This window comes from [Clostridium] aminophilum DSM 10710, from assembly GCF_000711825.1.
Classification (GTDB): domain Bacteria; phylum Bacillota; class Clostridia; order Lachnospirales; family Lachnospiraceae; genus Clostridium_R; species Clostridium_R aminophilum.
In genome coordinates, this window is sequence record NZ_JONJ01000007.1 from 143,714 (window position 1) to 161,951 (window position 18,238).

Annotated in this window: 16 protein-coding genes; 5 read left to right on the plus strand and 11 right to left on the minus strand. The window is 49.1% G+C overall.

The window, feature by feature from the left end; translation table 11 throughout:
* The 4 genes from BR86_RS15165 to BR86_RS0106485 all read right to left on the minus strand — a co-directional run bounded on the left by BR86_RS15165 (nt 1) and on the right by BR86_RS0106485 (nt 5,846).
* The gene (locus BR86_RS15165) at nt 1-591 is read right to left on the minus strand and encodes a restriction endonuclease subunit S (RefSeq protein ID WP_081844162.1); all 591 of its coding nucleotides are present in this window, start codon (nt 589-591) and stop codon (nt 1-3) included.
* Between the two features lie 122 nt (nt 592-713).
* Nucleotides 714-1,937 carry a restriction endonuclease subunit S gene (locus tag BR86_RS15620; protein ID WP_031472297.1) on the minus strand — a complete coding sequence of 408 codons (1,224 nt, stop codon included), beginning with the start codon at nt 1,935-1,937 and terminating at the stop codon, nt 714-716.
* 1 nt (nt 1,938) lies between these two features.
* A complete protein-coding gene (locus BR86_RS0106480; protein WP_031472299.1) occupies nt 1,939-4,521 on the minus strand; it encodes a type I restriction-modification system subunit M in 2,583 nt (860 codons plus the stop codon).
* A gap of 50 nt (nt 4,522-4,571) precedes the next feature.
* Nucleotides 4,572-5,846: an ATP-binding protein gene (locus BR86_RS0106485; protein WP_031472301.1), complete on the minus strand. Its 1,275-nt coding sequence runs from the start codon at nt 5,844-5,846 to the stop codon at nt 4,572-4,574.
* 312 nt (nt 5,847-6,158) lie between these two features.
* Here BR86_RS0106485 and BR86_RS0106490 point away from each other — a divergent pair, with 312 nt between their 5' ends.
* Nucleotides 6,159-6,533 carry a VOC family protein gene (locus BR86_RS0106490; RefSeq protein ID WP_031472303.1) on the plus strand — a complete coding sequence of 125 codons (375 nt, stop codon included), beginning with the start codon at nt 6,159-6,161 and terminating at the stop codon, nt 6,531-6,533.
* A gap of 147 nt (nt 6,534-6,680) precedes the next feature.
* Here the strand turns inward: BR86_RS0106490 and BR86_RS0106495 are convergent, their stop codons facing one another.
* The gene (locus tag BR86_RS0106495; RefSeq protein WP_031472305.1) at nt 6,681-7,646 is read right to left on the minus strand and encodes a P1 family peptidase; all 966 of its coding nucleotides are present in this window, start codon (nt 7,644-7,646) and stop codon (nt 6,681-6,683) included.
* 435 nt (nt 7,647-8,081) lie between these two features.
* Between BR86_RS0106495 and metF the strand changes: the two genes are divergently transcribed.
* The 3 genes from metF (at nt 8,082) to BR86_RS0106510 (ending at nt 12,552) form a co-directional block, all read left to right on the plus strand.
* Complete coding sequence (gene metF, locus BR86_RS0106500; protein ID WP_031472307.1) at nt 8,082-8,975, plus strand: methylenetetrahydrofolate reductase [NAD(P)H]; 894 nt, start codon at nt 8,082-8,084, stop codon at nt 8,973-8,975.
* A gap of 25 nt (nt 8,976-9,000) precedes the next feature.
* Nucleotides 9,001-9,927 carry a vitamin B12 dependent-methionine synthase activation domain-containing protein gene (locus tag BR86_RS15175; RefSeq protein WP_051684638.1) on the plus strand — a complete coding sequence of 309 codons (927 nt, stop codon included), beginning with the start codon at nt 9,001-9,003 and terminating at the stop codon, nt 9,925-9,927.
* Between the two features lie 117 nt (nt 9,928-10,044).
* On the plus strand, nt 10,045-12,552 hold the full coding sequence (locus BR86_RS0106510; RefSeq protein ID WP_031472311.1) for a homocysteine S-methyltransferase family protein: 2,508 nt from the start codon (nt 10,045-10,047) through the stop codon (nt 12,550-12,552).
* A 10-nt stretch (nt 12,553-12,562) separates the two neighbouring features.
* Here the strand turns inward: BR86_RS0106510 and BR86_RS0106515 are convergent, their stop codons facing one another.
* Nucleotides 12,563-12,745: a hypothetical protein gene (locus BR86_RS0106515; RefSeq protein ID WP_031472313.1), complete on the minus strand. Its 183-nt coding sequence runs from the start codon at nt 12,743-12,745 to the stop codon at nt 12,563-12,565.
* Nucleotides 12,746-12,889: 144 nt separating this feature from the next.
* Here BR86_RS0106515 and BR86_RS0106520 point away from each other — a divergent pair, with 144 nt between their 5' ends.
* The gene (locus tag BR86_RS0106520) at nt 12,890-13,669 is read left to right on the plus strand and encodes a transposase (protein ID WP_031472315.1); all 780 of its coding nucleotides are present in this window, start codon (nt 12,890-12,892) and stop codon (nt 13,667-13,669) included.
* A 25-nt stretch (nt 13,670-13,694) separates the two neighbouring features.
* On the opposite strand, the gene BR86_RS0106525 is transcribed toward BR86_RS0106520, so the two are convergent.
* The 5 genes from BR86_RS0106525 to BR86_RS0106545 are packed head-to-tail and all read right to left on the minus strand — an operon-like array spanning nt 13,695 to nt 18,033.
* The gene (locus BR86_RS0106525) at nt 13,695-14,435 is read right to left on the minus strand and encodes an amino acid ABC transporter ATP-binding protein (protein ID WP_031472317.1); all 741 of its coding nucleotides are present in this window, start codon (nt 14,433-14,435) and stop codon (nt 13,695-13,697) included.
* Between the two features lies 1 nt (nt 14,436).
* Entirely contained in the window at nt 14,437-15,111 is a 675-nt protein-coding gene (locus tag BR86_RS0106530) for an amino acid ABC transporter permease (protein ID WP_031472319.1), read from the minus strand.
* A complete protein-coding gene (locus BR86_RS0106535; protein ID WP_031472321.1) occupies nt 15,092-15,751 on the minus strand; it encodes an amino acid ABC transporter permease in 660 nt (219 codons plus the stop codon). The genes BR86_RS0106530 and BR86_RS0106535 overlap by 20 nt, the downstream gene beginning before the upstream one ends.
* A gap of 2 nt (nt 15,752-15,753) precedes the next feature.
* Nucleotides 15,754-16,695: a transporter substrate-binding domain-containing protein gene (locus tag BR86_RS0106540; protein ID WP_031472323.1), complete on the minus strand. Its 942-nt coding sequence runs from the start codon at nt 16,693-16,695 to the stop codon at nt 15,754-15,756.
* Nucleotides 16,696-16,746: 51 nt separating this feature from the next.
* Nucleotides 16,747-18,033, minus strand: a complete 1,287-nt coding sequence (locus tag BR86_RS0106545; RefSeq protein ID WP_031472325.1) for an O-acetylhomoserine aminocarboxypropyltransferase/cysteine synthase family protein — start codon at nt 18,031-18,033, stop codon at nt 16,747-16,749.
* Between the last annotated feature and the right edge of the window lie 205 nt (nt 18,034-18,238).

The following is an 18,238-nucleotide window of genomic DNA, read 5'->3' on the forward strand; positions in this document are numbered from 1 at the left end:
TTACGCTGTTCCCAAAAATGAGCAAACCTTTGTATTAGAAAAAAAGGACACATACTGATGAAGGGCGATAAGGTTATCGATGCTTTCAAAAAACGAACCAATTTGTTCCTGTTCCTTTATGTCTGGCGACATGAATACCAATTCTTTCAGTTTTTCCTGTGACATTGTAGGAACGCTGCTTCCACCTGTTATTCCACGAACCTGCTTCATAAAATCGTCATTTCTAACTGACAAAAAAGTAAAATAGCCGTTCGTTGTTTCATTTGGAGTAAGCAATGCAAACTGAGGATTGATAGTTGCCTTTTCTTTTAATTCACGCACATAACCTACCTTTCCGACAGATGCAGTTTTTGTAAAAAGAATGTCACCAACCTGAACTTGTATTTCAGGAGACTCGTCATACTTTTCCCATGATAAATACTTATTGTTCTCATTTGATACTTTACCCATTTCGTCTATATCTGAAGGACTAAAGGTAATAGCACCTTGCCCCTTAGGTACCAAATCAGTTTCTTTATATCCTCTAAAGCCAATTCTCCCTCTTAATGAAACAACATCTCCCAACTTACGCTGTTCCCAAAAATAAATTATCTTTTATTCATCATTTTTCTCATAATCACCGAAAGTCCCTTTCACAGGGACTTTCGCTCAGTTTTAAAAATAGTATTTTCGTTCAGGTATTCTTTTAACCACGATCCACCAACAAACTTGTCTCATACAAACATTGATTCCAGCATTGATTGTTTTATTTTCACCAGTTTCATCAACTTACTCTGATGAAGAGTGATAAGGGATTCAAGCTCTGTCAAGAATGCACCAATCTTCTTTTGCTCTTCAATATCTTGTGGCATAGAAATCGGCATCTCATTAAATATTTTATCTGTAATAGCAAATCTATCAGAACGTGCCCCTGAGTTACCGTTAAATCTCATGAAAGCATGCCAGCATGTTGTCTGGAAGAACCATTCTAAGTAGCTCAAGTCAATATCATGTGGTCTAAAAACATAGTAAAGAGGTGACATTGCTCCAGTTCTTTCAAGCTTATTCCTTTTAATCGGACCAAACGGGGCTGTTGTAGAAATACGAGGATTATATACAAAATCGTCAGGCTCTACAACATAGTATCCATCTATGTTTTCAGCGTTGGCTATATCCTTATCAAAGAAATCTCTCTGCGAAATGATTCCAAATTCTGCCGAGTTGGTGAAGGCTTCCTCGACTGCAACATCTTGATTTTTCCTTGTCACCTTATCTGAAATTTCTCCCAACTTACGCTGTTCCCAATCATCAGTAAATCCTGCAAATCGAATTTCTGGAACTCGTTTCCCATTTTTCGGAAACATTTTTTCCATCATTGATTTTTTCACAGAATTCAGTTTTACCAGCTTTCTCTGATGAAGGGTGATAAGGTTGTCAACTTGTCTCAAGACAGACGTAATCTTCTGTTGTTCATCCACTGATGGAATTGTAATACAAACTCTCGTGAATGAATCCCAATACAACCTTTTTCTAAAATCAGTCACCCCGTATGAAAGATTATTTATTTGCCCAATCACACGTTCTCTCCTCAAACAATAATCCATGAATTCGGGGAAAACACGATCGTCTGGAATGGCCGAAACATACGCAGGGCTTACCATCCCTTCGCTTTTAACTACTCCTATAGCCCCTTGCCAAGCACGCATCATATTAAAAACAAGATCTCCATAATATACATGCTTATACAATGATTTGTCTTCGCTACGTCTTATGCTTTTACCTAAAGTTTCTGTATCTAACTCACTATTAGAAACTCCATGATGTATTGATACAGAAAGAATTTCAAGAGTTTCATCACCTCTTTCATTTCTCTCTACATATATTTCGCCTAACTTACGCTGTTCCCAATCCTCCGTAAACCCTTTAAATCGCACTCTTGGTGCTCGTTTATTTTCCATTTTACGCACCTCCCAAAAGAAGCTGTAATTCCCGGATACCTTCCATATCTGTTTCCGATCCGGTAAGATCCCCCAACATTTCAGCAAGAGACTTCTCTGTTTCTGCGATCTCCTTCTCAAGATCATTCATTGTAATTGCATATTTTGATCCGAGTATTTCAATCGCCTTTGAAAACTGGTTCAGCATTTCGCTGTCAAGGCTCAGGATTCCATCTTTTATCGTCTTAACCCATTTTTCATGAAGAAGGTAACGAACCTGATCGTCACTGAGTTTTTCCATCAGTTCCTTCGTTTCAAGATGCAACCTGTCTTCATCCTGTTTTACCTCTGTTTTAAGACGCTTTTCTTCTGTATTTAATCGCTCTGCCTTTTTCAAAGACTCAATCAAATTACGATTCGATATGGCATCGTCCTTCAGCACCTTAACCACCGCTTTGATATTCTTAAACACAAAAGCGTCATTCGTATCATTCAATGCGTCAGAGATATATTCCTTATCCTCTTCGCTCAGCGTTTCAAGAAGCTCTTCATACGATGACGGAATTGCATCTAACCGTTCTTGCTTCTTCTTCATCGAATTCAGTTGATCTGCCATGTATGTTCTTTGAACCAAATCAAACGGAAGAACATGTCCCTTCCATCCGTCCTGCACTTCCGTATTTACGCCATTTTTCTTTTTAACGATCATGTTCGGATCAACCTGTTTTACCGCTTTCATGCCTTCTGTCTGAATCACCTCCAGATCTCCGGCAATGTCGGAAAACTGGGTCGCAAAAATTTCATATGCCTCATATGGATCCAATAAGGAAATACTTGAAAAGCGTTCAAAAATATTCGCCGCAATCGCTTCCTCTGTCTTTGGTATCGCCAGTGTCTCCGCGCTGTCAATCAGAGTATGATCCATGTATTCTTCAAAATCCGCGAACACACCTTCAAACGCTTTTCGGAACGAATTCACATCTTTGTTGTTCTGAATTGTCTTAACAACATCCTTCGTTCTCAGCTGACTATATGATCCATTTCCATCAAACAGTTCGTTTTTCAAAGATGGAAAAACCTTCCAAAACTTATCAAACTGTTTTAATTCGTTCTCTGGAACACCTCCAAACATCGATGCGTAAATATCATAGCTTTCCATCTCTTCCGACGAATCAACATAACGTGGAATATTCAGGTTGTAATTATTTGTTCTTATCTCCTCGAGACTGACAACGCGTGAGTATTTCTCAACATTCTTACGTTCCCGGACTGTATCAACAATCTTTCTAATGTCAGAGGCGCGAAGAGCATTATTCTTTCCAACTTTAGCAAACCCTTTCGACGCATCAATGATCAGTACATCACTGTTTTCTCTCTTCTGTCGAAGAACCATAATAATGGTCGGAATCCCAGTACCGAAGAAGATATTCGCCGGAAGACCTATGATCGCATCAATATTATTCTGCTCGATCAGATTCTTCCGAATTTGTCCTTCTTCTCCGCCGCGGAACAAAACACCATGTGGCAGAACAATCGTCATAATTCCATCCGGCTGAAGATGATAGAGATCATGTAAAAGAAATGCATAATCCGCCTTGGATTTAGGCGCCACCCCGTATCTGGAATATCTTGCATCATTTTCCTTTCCTGCCGGATCCCATCTCTGTGAGTACGGCGGATTAGACACAACCGCATCGACGTATAACGGATCATACGTCCCTTGCGGATCATTCTCATCAAAATACGGCCAGTCTTCTTCCAAGGTATCGCCGTTTCTTGTCACGATGTTATCCGGCAGGATACCGCGCATCACGAGATTCATTCGAGTCAAATTATACGTATTCACCTTCAATTCCTGCGCATAATACCGAATGCGGTTTGCATCCTGCATATATTTTGCAGCCGTCTTACCGATATTGATTAAAAGGCTTCCTGAACCGGACGTTGGATCATAGATTTTAATTTCATTACGCCCTTTCAGATGATCAGCGATGATTTCGGACATCAAAAGCGAAACTTCGTGCGGCGTATAGAATTCTCCCGCCTTTTTACCTGCATTCGCTGCAAAGTTTGAGATAAGGTATTCATAGATAAATCCCAGTACATCGTAATCCTGCTTTCCATTCATTGGAATTTCATCAATCAGATGAATCAGGTCACTGACTGCTTTCGTCTGAGATTTGGTATTCTCCCCCAGCTTGGACAGACCGGTTTCCAGCGTATTAAAGATGCCTTCGAATACTTTTTTATGAGACGACGAAATCAAACGATTAAAGGACGATAATCCTGTTCTGACATTATCAACGGTAAAATCGGATCCCATATGAATCCATGTTGAGAACAGATCCTTATATGCGATGAAATATCCAAGATTCTGCTGCGCGCTTGATTTGCTCGAATACCGATCATCAGCTTCTTCATTGACATATGACTTTATCGATTCGTGATCAAATCCTCTGGAAACAAGCCACTGTTCTTCCTTGTCAGAAAGGTATTTATAAAATATAAATCCAAGAATATAATCCTTATATTCATTCGCTTCAATCTTTGACCGCATCTGATTTGCGGACTCCCAAATCTTTGTTGCAAGCTGCTGCTTATTCATAGCTTAAGCTCCTTTGCTATCTGTAATATTCTATACCGTCTTTTTTATCATTACGGTTTCAAGCACCCGATCGGAACAATATAAACTCCATCTTCTCTTCGATATGCGTACTCTCCGGTGCCAACCACAATCATCATAAAGGATGGCGCGGGCATTTTCGTTGTGTCGATCTTTGCTGCAAGTGTCTTAAGATTCGCGGCACCTTCCTCGATCAACCGCTGTCCGCCGAGCTTGATCTCTGCCAGTCCGTATTTCCCATTCCGCAGATGAATCACCGTATCGCATTCCAAACCGGTTTTATCCCGGTAATGCAGGACATCACCGCCAAGGTATTCCGCATAAACACGGAGATCTCTGACGCACATTGTTTCAAACAGAAGCCCAAGAGTATTCAGATCATTGATCAAATCATTCGGACCTACTCCAAGAGCTGCCGTCGCAATCGACGGGTCGACATAGTATCTCGTGTCGGTTGTCCGGATCGATGTCTTCGAACGCAGATTCGGATTCCACGCCGGCATGTCTTCCACGACAAATATCTTTTTTAACGCATTGATATAGGATGCAATCGTGTCCTCACTTAGAGACTCGGTGTCATTTGCCTGAATGTCATCCCGGAGGACGGTATTCGCAACCTGTCCGCCCTGATTGCGTGCAAAGGATCTCATCAGGCGCTTCACGCGCTCCGGATTTTTCGTCACGCCGTCTGCCCGGTTGATGTCCGATTTCACCACGGCATCATAGTAGTCTACAGCCTGAGTAAGTGCGATCTTTTCCCTCATACCGACGGCATGCGGCCAGCCGCCCCGACAGATTTGAAATGCCAGCTTGCCGATATCCAGCGAGTTGGTGCCCACAATCTGTTCCGGCGTTTTGAATAATTCTTCCAGGCTGACTTCGCCGGAAGATTCACCGGATTCATAGAGAGACATCGGGCGCATCGTAAGCCATGTAAACCGACCGGTTCCCGAATGTGTGATCTCTCTTGACTCCACCGGCACAGCCGATCCGGTCAGAATGAACTGGCCTTCCTCACCTCTGGTATCCACCTCATATCTTGCCGCATCCCAAAGTTTAGGCGCGATCTGCCATTCATCGATCAGTCGCGGAACCTCTCCCTGAAGAAGTCGTTCCGGCGCAATCTCCGACAGCTGAATATTGGCATCCCGCTTGGACGGTTCATCCATTCGAAGTACGCTGTTCGCAACCTGCATGGCGGTGGTTGTCTTTCCGCACCATTTTGGTCCTTCGATAACGACTGCTCCCTTCGCTTCCAGTTTGTCCTTTAATATATCATCTACAATACGTGGTTTGTATTCTTTCATAGATTCACCTCTTACCTCAAAGAATAATACTTTTTCGGCGAATTGGCAACTTTTTGTCCGGCGAGTTGGCACGTTTTCGTTCGGCGAGTTGGCGCATTTTTATTCGGCGAGTTGGCGCATTTTCGTTCGGCGAGTTGGCTCGTTTTCGTTCGGCGAGTTGGCTCGTTTTTATCCCTTAAATCGCAAAACAGGAAAAGCATCTTGTTTTTTTAAACAAAAAGGTGTTAGATAATTAATAAAAATGTTGATTTACAGACCAACGAAATGACCACACGAAACGTTTTCGACTGTTTTGGCAAACGGAGGTAATCCATGAAAATCACAACATTTAACCCACAGATCATAACCGGCAATGCCGAACCGCTTGTTCAGCTCTTTGAAGAACTCGGTTTTCAGAAACGGCACAATCAGGAGGGAATCGGTGATCTGGATGTCACCGGAATCCGGATGAAGGACGAAAACGGCTTTTATCTTGACATTTCGCAGCCGGACTCTCTGAAGTTACCGAACGATCTGGTTGCAATTCGCATGAACGTTGACAATTTCGATGAAGCATATCAGCTTCTGACCAAACATGGTTTTAAAAATTTCTACGGTGAACAGACCGTCTCAACCGGGACATCCAAATCGGCGGTTCTGATTTCTCCCTCCGGTTTTACGATCAATCTCATCGAACACCTCAAATAATTAGCGCCTGCTTCCGGGCAGATCAATATAAAGCTCCGCTGTTCGTATTTGTCCGAAAGCTCACACAGATATTGAAAGCTCCGCATCTCCTGAATATCTCAGAGATGCAGAGCTTTCTTCGTTTTATTCTTGATGTTCCAGCGGTCTTTACGGAAGGATATCCACATATGCCGGATATCCGTACGCTCCCGCCGCGCTCTTGACTGCGGTGACGATTGCCCTGGACATCACTTTTGCAGCAAGCGTTCCGATCATGTCCATATCCGCCTGCACCCCTCCTCCCGAAAGAGCATAAATGGTATCCCCGTCCAGAGAAGTGTGAACCGGCCGGATACAGCGGGCATATCCGTTATGTGTCATGGATGCAATCTTCGAGAGCTGTGTCTTGTCAAATGCCGCATTTGTCAGAATCGCGCCGATCGTCGTATTAGCGACAAAACCTTTCGTTCCGCATTCTGCAGTCTCATACATCACCTCTTCGGTGCTGCGCAGAGACTTCTTATCCTCCGTGAGAAGACCTGCGATCCTCTTCCCTGTTTCCGGGTCATAGATATCGCCGATCGCATTGACAACGACGATCGCACCGAGCTGAACATCCCCCAACTGCACAGCGGCACTTCCGATCCCGGTCTTCATGGAATAATCCATGCCGAGGAATTTTCCGACGGTCGCTCCGCATCCGGCACCGTAATTGCCGTCCCGGTAGTTCTGTTTCTCCGCATTGACACAGGCCTGATACCCCATCGCCCGGTCCGGGCGCACCATCGGATCACCGACGGTCAGATCAAAGATGTCCGACTGGCAGATGAGCGGAATATGCGTCACGCCCATGTCAAATCCGATTCCGCGCTCTTCGAGATACTGAAGAACGCCATCCGTCGCTCCGAGACCGAACGTGCTTCCGCCGCCGAGTACCAGCGCATGGATCGTCGGTGTCGAGGAAAACGGTCTGAGCAATTCACATTCCCGGGAAGCCGGACCGCCGCCCCGTACATCCACGCCTGCTGCCATTTCGCCTTCGGCAAGAATGACCGTACAGCCGGTGGCCGCCTCCGCATTTTCCGTCTGACCGATCCGAAACCCTTTGATGTCGTTAATTCCAATGTTCTTCATGCACGCTTCTCTCCTCCTGATGTTCGTATACCTGCTCTTACATGCCCGACGAATTCGCCGGATAATTCTGCGCCAAGATACTATCATATTACCACAGCGGTTCAACTGCTGCGGTATCACGGTTCCGCCGGCTGTCGGATTCATTTTTCAACATTTCACACACGCGCAAAACTGTTCATTATGATACTGCGAAAAATGTCATCTTTCGGGGTACTTCTTTCAATTCGGCGGGTGCATATCCTGTCAATAGAACAGTCCTTTTTCACCTCAGTTGCCATAGCAAAAAGCTATGATTCTCCCCTCTTAGAATATATTGTATTTTCCGCAGGAAAAATGCTTTAATGGCAATAACCAATCAAATTCCTATGTTTTAGAAAAAGCGGCTTTGCCCCTGTTGTCTGTTATAAAGAAAAATTTTAAAAAGCGAGGAAACACATGAAAATTATTGATATACTGAACAAGAAGAAAACAACGCTGTCCTTTGAAGTATTTCCACCGAAAAAAATCGAGAACTTCGATTCCGTTCAGCAGGTCACCGAGGAAGTAGCGGCATTAAAACCGAGTTTCATGTCCGTGACATACGGTGCGGGCGGCGGGACCTCCGAATTCACGCTCAACATCGCCGGAAATATCCGCGCAAAATACGGTGTGGAAGTAGTTCCCCATCTTACCTGCGTTTCCTCCACAAAAGAGGATGTCCACCGGATGCTTCAGAAGATCCGTGATCATGGCTTTGACAATATCATGGCGCTCCGCGGCGACATCCCGAAGGACGGCGCCCCGCACAACGACTACCACTATGCGTCCGAGCTGATCGAGGATATCCGCGCGCACGGCAATTTCTGCATCGGCGCAGCCTGCTATCCGGAAGGACATGTCGAATGCGCCCACAAAGATGAAGACATCAGAAACCTGAAGCGCAAGGTCGACGCCGGCGTTGATTTTCTCACCACACAGATGTTTTTTGACAATGCGGAGTTCTTCAACTTCCTCTATCGTCTCCGCGAAAATGACATCCGCGTTCCGGTGCTCGCCGGTATCATGCCGATCACGAACGCCGTACAGCTCAGCCGTTCTGTCGCGCTGTCCGGAACCAGTGTCCCGACCCGCTTCCGTGAGATCGTGGACAAATTCGGCGACCACCCGGCAGCAATGAAGCAGGCCGGCATCATTTACGCAACCGAACAGATCGTGGATCTCATCGCGAACGATGTTCGCCACATCCACGTTTACTCCATGAACAAGCCGGACATCCACGTTTACTCCATGAACAAGCCGGATATCGCAGAAGCCATTCAGAAGAATCTCTCCGAAATTCTGAAGATCTGATGCGGTCATCCGGCGGAAAGAAATCATGATTGACATCAATTTACATGAGGTTTACCGTTTTCTCGGGGATCGCACCATCCGCCCCGGAGACGAACTCGATGAACGGATCCGCCGCTGCATCGGGAAAATGCAGCAGTCGTCCGCTCCGCGGAGCATTTACCGGCGATTTCCTGTCCGGACCGAAGCCCCGGATCTCGTTTTTGTCGCAGATCTGACCATTTCGTCAGAGAACCTGTATAAAAACCTGAACGGCTGCGAGGAGGTAATTCTCTTTGCTGCGACCGTCGGGATCGGCATCGACCGCCTCATCCGCCGGAGCGAAGTCACGAGCATTCTGGATGCCGCGATCTATCAGGCGGCCGGCGCGGCGATGATCGAAGCCTATGCGGATTCCGAAGTGCGGAAACTCGCTGAAGAAGCGAAAGAAACAGGGCTGTCGCTCCGCCCCCGGTATTCCCCAGGATACGGAGATCTCCCTCTGTCTCTTCAGAGGGACTTTTCGCGTCTTCTGGAAATGGAGAAATGGTGCGGTATCACGCTGACCGATACGCTCCTCATGGTTCCCAGCAAATCGATCACCGCCTTCATCGGATGTGTGAAAGATTCCGACCGGGAATCCGCCGGAAACGATGCCCCCGGAAACGTTGTCCCCGGGGCCTATGCTCCCGGGGCCTGTGCTCCCAGGTCTTGTGCTCCCGGAAACGGAATCTCCGGAACCGGCCAGAAGCCGGATGATTCCGAATATCTCGCCGATATCGTCAACCCGCTGGAACTGAATACCCGGTGCGGCTCGCCAAGGGCCACCATCCCGCAGGATTCCGAAGCCCCGGATAAAACAAAAATGAATCCCGGGCAGACCACGGGAAAAATCGGCACTCCTTCGGAGTCCGATTCGTGTCTGACCTGCAGCCACGCTCCGGACTGCCTCTACCGGAAACATCCGGAAGCATGATATAGGAACGAAATCCGTAGGGGGGACTTCGGCCCCATCCCCTCACTCCTGAGGGGAGGCTTGTGGCCTTATGACTCCGTCCCCCCGGCCCATCAAAAGAGAAAGAGAGAAACTGCGATGCGCAAAAACATATTAGACCGGATCGGAAAAGAATGGATTTTTTTTGACGGCGGTACCGGATCGATTCTTCAGGAAAAAGGTCTTCAGCCGGGCGAACTCCCGGAAACCTGGAATCTCACCCATCCGGGCGACATCATTGACCTTCATCTCGGTTATCTGAATGCCGGTTCCCATGTCTTCAACACGAACACCTTCGGTGCCAACCGGCTGAAGTATCCGGAGAATCTGGACGAGATCGTCACCTCCGCTGTCCGTCTCGCGAAGGAAGCGAGATCCCGCGCCGGCCGGGATGAAGACGCCTACATCGCCCTCGATGTCGGTCCGACCGGGAAACTTCTTGCGCCGTTGGGTGATCTCTCCTTTGACGACGCGGTTGAAATCTTCGGCGAGGTCGTCCGCATCGGAGCAAGAGAAGGGGCGGATCTCGTCCTCATCGAAACCATGAACGATTCGTATGAGGCAAAAGCGGCTGTTCTCGCGGCCAAAGAAAACTGTGATCTGCCGGTCTTCATCACCTGTGTCTTTGACGGATCCGGCAAAATGCTCACGGGCGGAACGCCGGAATCGGTGACAGCGATGCTGGAAGGCCTCGGCGTCGACGCGCTGGGAACCAACTGTTCGCTCGGCCCCAAACAGATGATCCCGATTGTAGAACGGCTTGTGAAAGCCGCCCATGTTCCGGTCCTCGTCAATCCGAACGCGGGACTTCCGAAGTCCATTGACGGAAAGACCGTCTACGATGTCGATCCGGATGCATTTGCCGGATATATGAAAACCATCGCGGCGCTTGGCGCTTCCGGCCTCGGCGGCTGCTGCGGAACGACTCCGGAACACATCCGCAAAGAAATCGCAGCGGTTTCTGCTCTTCCGTTCCGCGCGCCGAAGCCGGAAAAGCACACCATCATCTCCTCCTTCTCGCAGACCGTGGAGATCGGCGGCGGCGCCAAACCGGTCATCATCGGCGAGCGCATCAATCCGACCGGCAAAAAGCGTTTCAAACAGGCGCTGATCGAGCATGACATTGATTACATCGTGGAACAGGGACTTCAGCAGGAAGACGCCGGCGCTCACGTTCTGGACGTCAACGTCGGTTCCCCGGAGATTGATGAGGCCGAACTTCTGGACGAGGTCATTATCCGGCTTCAGAGCGTACTTGCGCTTCCTCTCCAGATCGACACGGCCAATCCCGCGGCGATGGAAAAAGCACTGCGCCACTATAACGGGAAAGCGCTGATCAACTCCGTAAACGGGAAGCAGGAAGTCATGCAGGCAGTATTTCCACTGGTCAAAAAATACGGCGGTGTCATCGTCGGCCTGGCGCTCGATGAAGACGGCATCCCGGACAATGCCGCCGGCCGAATCCGGATTGCAAAAAAGATCTATGAGACGGCGGCGTCCTACGGCATTCTGAAAGAAGATGTCATCATCGACGGCCTCTGCATGACCATCTCGAGCGATCCCCGCAGTGCTCTCACGACACTGGAGACGGTACGCCGGATCCGGGACGAGCTGGACGGAAGTTCCATCCTCGGCGTTTCGAATATCAGTTTCGGACTTCCGGCCAGAGAGCTGATCAACTCGGCGTTTTATACGATGGCGCTGCAAAACGGTCTGTCCTGCGCCATCATCAATCCGAACAATGAGCCGATGATGCAGGCTTACCGGAGTTTCTGCGCACTCATGAATCAGGATGAGAACTTTGCTGATTTCATCGGGGCATATCAGGACTACAAGTCGCCGGAAAAGCGAATCGCGGAGTCGATGGCGCTCTCCGCCGCCAAAGCCGGGATCGAATCCTCCAAAGGTTCTGCCGGGCCTTCCTCAGGCGGTTCCGCCGGCTCTGCGGCTTCCGGGAAGGATGGCTCTTTTGCGGGCGGCAGTTCCAGACTGATGGAGGCAATCCGCCGCGGCATGGCCGCGCCAGCCGCGGAAGCGACAAGGGACGCACTGAAAGAGCGGGATGCGCTCGATATCATCAACGAAGATCTGGTTCCGGCACTGGATATTGTCGGTCAGGGATTTGAGAAGGGAACGGTTTTCCTGCCCCAGCTTCTCATGGCCGCCGACGCCGCAAAGGAAGCCTTTGCGGTGGTAAAGGATGCCATGGCCGGTTCCACGCAGGAAGTCCGTGGAAGAATTATCCTTGCCACAGTCAAAGGTGACATCCATGACATCGGCAAGAACATTGTAAAAGTTCTTCTGGAAAATTACGGATATGACGTCATCGACCTCGGAAAAGACGTCTCTCCGGAGACGATTGTGGAAACCGCAATCCGTGAAGATGTGAAACTGGTCGGGCTTTCCGCACTGATGACCACAACCGTTGTCAATATGGAAGAGACGATCCGGCTCCTCCGGGAAAAGAAACCCGACTGCCGGATCGCGGTCGGCGGCGCAGTGATGACAAGGGATTACTCCGACAGAATCGGTGCGGACTGCTTCGGCCGTGACGCGATGACCACCGTCCGGTACGCCGATGAGCTGTGTGAAAAGGGCCTGCTCTGACCGGTATCTCCTACCGCTCTGCCTTCATCTGCCGTTTGTGCTCATACATTTCCGCATCCGCGGCTCTCTCGGAATCGTGGATGCTGTGATGCTGATCGGAAGTGCAGAGCGCGTGTCCGTATGCAAAACTCAGCGGAATCCCCCGGTCTTTTTCGGAATTGTAGGCATCCGTCTTCTCTTTCAGACGGCTCACGATATTCCGATAAGGACCGGAGGGACGGAGTCAGCGGTCCATTTTCATCATTATATTGCATTTTTCCTGCATTGAATGTATGCTTCTTATATCAATTCAATTCTATCATTCTTTTCTGACAATCATCATTTTTCAGGAGAAATCATGCCAAGAAAACCCAGAATTCTGAGTCCAACGGGCATATATCACGTCGTACTTCGTTCTGTTAATCAGCATATCATCTTTGAGGAAGACTTCGATTATCTGAAATTTCTTTACATCTTATCCGATTGCAAAATGAGCTATGAAATCGCGATATACGCCTATTGTCTTATGGACAATCATATTCATATTCTGCTGAATGCCCCCTCAGACAAGCTCTCGAGTTTTTTCCAAAGCCTGGGCACAAAATTTGTCCGATGGTACAACAATAAGTATTCGCGTTCCGGTCATCTGTTTCAGGATCGATTCTACAGCACGGTTATCGATTCGGACCGGGCTTTTCTTGCTGCGCTCATCTACATTCACAATAATCCAGTCAAAGCCGGCATGTGTCGATATCCGTCCGAATACTCCTGGAGCAGCTGCCGCGCGTATTATGGGCAGAAAACCACTTTGATCGATTCGACTTTTGCCTGTGGAATCGCCGGATCAAGAGATGCTCTGCTTGCCGCCTTTGCGCGAGAATCGGATCCGTCCGATGACCTGCTGTTCGCCGGAGACCACCGGCAGCCGAGACATTTTCTGACCGACGAAAAGGCACTCGAGGTGTTTAAAATGACGACTCAGCTGTCTTCCACATCCGAAAGTTCAAAAATCTGCAGAGTGGAACGAAATAATTATATCCGCGCGCTGAGAAGGGAAGGTTTGACCGTGAGACAGGTCGCTCGGCTCATGGATGTTTCTGAAACGACAGTTAAACGGCTGTGCAAAATGAACCCCTAACCCCGTCCCCCAGTTCCATCCAGTCTCATTCATAGGAAAATGTCTTCAGAAACTTCTGCGCACGCTCCGTGTCCGGATGGCGGAAGAATCCGTCCACGTCTTCCGATTCCTCCACGATATCTCCTTCGTCAAAGAAGACAATGCGGTCGGCCACCGCTCGCGCAAATTCCATTTCGTGCGTCACGATGATCATCGTGGAACCGGATTTTGCCAGCTCCAGCATAGTCCGGAGGACTTCATGGACCATCTCCGGATCCAGCGCTGCGGTTACCTCATCGAACAGCATCACCTCCGGATGCATAATCAGCGCGCGGACGATCGCGACACGCTGACGCTGTCCGCCGGACAGCTGTCTCGGATAATAATCCTTCTTGTCGGAAAGACCTACCTTCTCCAGAAGCTGCAATGCTTCCGCCTCCGCTTCCTTCCGGTCTCTCTTCTGCACGATCCTCGGCGCAAGAAGGAGGTTCTCCAACACCGTTTTGTGCGGGAAAAGCTCGTACGACTGAAAGACCATGCCGATTTTCTGACGGACACGGCTGATCTCATCCGATCCGGCCCGGACCGGAACATCGTCCACCGTAATCTCTCCGCTGTTGATCTCCTCCAACCCGTTCAGGCATCGCAAAAAGGTGCTCTTTCCGCATCCGGACGGCCCGATGATCACTACAACCTCTCCCTTTTTGACGGAAAGGCTGATATCTTTCAAAACGGTATTGCCGTCATACTCTTTATGAAGATGCTTTACTGTAACCAGATCGCTCATATTACTCCCACCTTTTCTCCAATGCCGCCGCGAGCCGGCTGATCGGCCAGCAGACGATAAAATACAACAGCATCACAACCGCAAAAATACCGAAAGCCGCGTTCGGCGACGTCTTTCGGTTTGCCTCGATAATCTGCTGTCCGACTTTCAGAACCTCAACCATGCCGATCATCATGACAAGCGATGTCGTCTTGATCATTCTCGTGACCAGATTGATGGACAACGGAATCAGTCTTCGCACGGTCTGCGGCAAAATAACGTAAAAATATACCTGGAACTTATTCAGTCCGAGCGCATAGGCGGACTCGTACTGAATGACCGGAATACTCTTGATGCTTCCGCGCACCAGATCGCCCATCTCGGCCGTCCCCCAGAACACAAAAACGAGAATTGCCGAAATCTCCGCGGATATGTTGATTCCGAACACTCTCGTCGTTCCAAAATAGACGATGAACAAAAGCACCATCTGCGGCATGATCCGGACAATTTCCAGATAGATCCGCAAAACCGCCCGCAGCACCCGGTTTCGGGATGTCATCAGCACGCCGATAAACAGTCCCAGAACAATGCTGATCAGGACAGAAATGATGCTGATCCGCACCGATACCCAGAGACCTCCGAGAATCCGCAGCATGTTGTTCCCCTTGAACAGGACATCAATCCCCAAACTCTGCATGACGAAGCCTCCTCTCCACAAAAGATCCCAGCAGCGAGACCGGCAGTAGCATGATCAGATAATATACCGTCAGCAGGAAAAGACACTCCATCGTCTTTGCGTACATACCGATCAGATCTTTTGCCGTAAACATCAGATCCAGAAGACTGATGGTGGAAAATACCGACGTCTCCTTTAAAAGAAAGATCACATTGGCCATCAGTCCCGGAAAGCTGACCGCAATCGCCTGCGGCAGAATCACATGCAGCAGCACCTGCGGGCCGTTCATGCCCAGTGCAAGCGCACTTTCGGTCTGAATCCGGTCAATGGATTCGAATCCGCTTCGAATTGTCTCCGTCATATAGGCACCGCCGATCAGACCCAGTCCCAGAATTCCACATCCCTGCGCCGGAATCCGGATCCCGATTTTCGGAAGAGCGAAGTAAATAAAAAAAAGCTGCACCAGAAGCGGCGTATTGCGGAACACTTCTATATATGCAGCGATCACCTTTTTCAAAACCGGGATTTTAAAATGGAGGACTGCCGCTCCCGACAGCCCTATGATCAGGGCTGTCAGGATGCCGGCAAATCCAGTTTTTACTGTCAGCAAAAGTGCTTCATTATACAGCGGAAGATATGCTTTGAGCACATTGACATCCATCATTACTGAACCTTTCCGCCTTCTGTCACCAGTGTATCCTCATAATCTTTTCCATAGGTATCGAGGAGAGTTGCCTCATAATCCGCGTGGAAGAATTTCTCCTTGCCAAGGGACTCGATCTCGCTGTTAAGCCAGGTAAGCAGTGTTTCATTTCCCTTGGTCACTGCCGGCGCGATGGTATCCGCATCGCCCAGAGACGGGATACCTACCGTATAGCCTTCATTTTCCAGAGAAAATGCGATAACTTCTGTGTTGTCATTTGCCCATGCCACACCGTTCCGGTTCTCAAACGCGGTCTTGGCCTCCGCATAAGCGTCATACTTCTGAAGCTTGATGTTCGGATAGTTCTTGGTCAGATAGGTCTCTGCGGTTGTTCCGGAGATGACAATCACCGGATCATCCGCGCCCACCTGGTCAAGGCTCTCCACAACCTTATCGGACGGGGAAACCACGCCGAGCGCCACATTCATGTACGGAAGCGCAAAATCAACCTCTTTCGCTCTCTCCTCTGTTACGGTGAAGTTCGCAAGAATGATATCTACTTTTCCGGTCTGCAGATACTCAATGCGGTTTGCGGCCTCGGTGGAAACATAATTGATATCCACGCCGAGATCTTTGCCGAGACGCTCTGCCAGATATACATCGTATCCGGCATAGTTGCCGTTCTCATCCACATATCCGAACGGGCTCTTATCGGAGAAAACGCCGATGTTGATGGATCCGCTCTGCTTGATCTCGTCGAGTGTGCGGAACTTCTGATCCTTCGCCGCATCGGTGCTCTCCTTCGCATCCGGTGCTGCCTGGGTTTCGGAAGCTGCTGCCGCGGTGGTCCCGGCTGCCGTGCTCTGCGCCGCAGAGGATGAAGAGCAGCCTGCCAGCGCTCCTCCGATCAGAAGCATGGATGCCGCGAGTGTTGTGATTTTTCTTACAAGTGCCTTTTTCATAATTGCTTTGTTCTCCCTGTTGATTGTTTTTCTTTTCCGTGATGTTTACGGTCACACGGAAGCAACCGCTGCAAATCCTTTTTCCAGATCGGCGATGATGTCATCGACATGCTCTGTTCCGATGGAAAGACGGATCGTGCTCTGTGTAATACCCTGATCCGCCAGCTCTTCATCATTCAGCTGAGAATGAGTCGTGGACGCCGGGTGGATCACAAGGCTCTTCACGTCGGCAACATTTGCCAGAAGCGAGAAGATCTCCAGATGATCGATGAATGCCCATGCCGCCTCTTTTCCGCCCTTGATCTCAAAGGTGAAAATGGATGCGCCGCCGTTCGGGAAATATTTCTCATACAGCGCGTGATCCGGATGATCCGGAAGAGACGGATGATTCACTTTCTCCACTTTCGGATGCTTTGCCAGATACTCTACCACCTTTTTGGTGTTCTCCGCATGACGGTCCAGACGAAGTGAAAGCGTCTCAACTCCCTGAAGAAGAAGGAAGGCGTTGAACGGTGAAATCGCCGCTCCGGTATCTCTCAGGAGAATTGCACGGACGTAGGTGACAAATGCTGCCGGTCCGACTGCGTCATAGAACGAAATTCCGTGGTAGCTCGGATTCGGCTCCGCGATATTCGGGTATTTTCCGCTCGCTTTCCAGTTGAATGTTCCGCCATCGACAATAATGCCGCCGAGCGTGGTTCCGTGACCGCCGATAAACTTGGTTGCGGAGTGAACAACAATGTCCGCTCCGTGTTCGATCGGACGAATGAGATACGGTGTGCCGAACGTGTTGTCGATCACCAGCGGAAGGCCGTGTTTATGGGCAATCTCTGCAATCGCGTCGATATCCGGAATGTCACTGTTCGGATTGCCGAGCGTTTCCAGATAGACCGCTCTGGTATCTTCCTGAATCGCATTTTCCACTTCTTCCAGATTGTGGGCATCCACAAAGGTGGTCTTGATCCCGTACTGGGGAAGCGTATGGGACAGAAGATTATAGCTACCGCCATAGATGGTCTTCTGTGCAACGATATGTCCGCCGTTGGCTGCAAGAGCCTGTACCGTATAAGAAATCGCCGACGCTCCGGATGCCACCGCCAGTGCAGCGCTTCCGCCTTCCAGTGCGGCAATTCGTTTTTCCAGTACATCCTGTGTGGAGTTGGTCAGTCTGCCATAGATGTTTCCGGCATCTGCCAGACCAAAGCGGTCTGCCGCATGCTGGCTGTTGCGGAATACATAAGAGGTTGTCTGATAAATCGGAACCGCTCGCGAATCGGTTGCCGGATCCGGCTGTTCCTGTCCCACGTGCAGCTGAAGTGTTTCAAAACGATATCCCATACTGTGCTCCTTCCCCCTGTCCTCTCTGAAAAAATAAGTTGTTGCTATGATAATCTATATATCCTACTATGTCAATATGTATTATCGGCCTTATTTTTTATCGTCTGCGATAAGCAAAGCCGAATTGCCGAGCACAAAATCGGAACAAAGTCCGCAAGCGTACTTCGGCTCCCCGTCCCTTTACTCCTGAGGGGCGCTTGCGAAC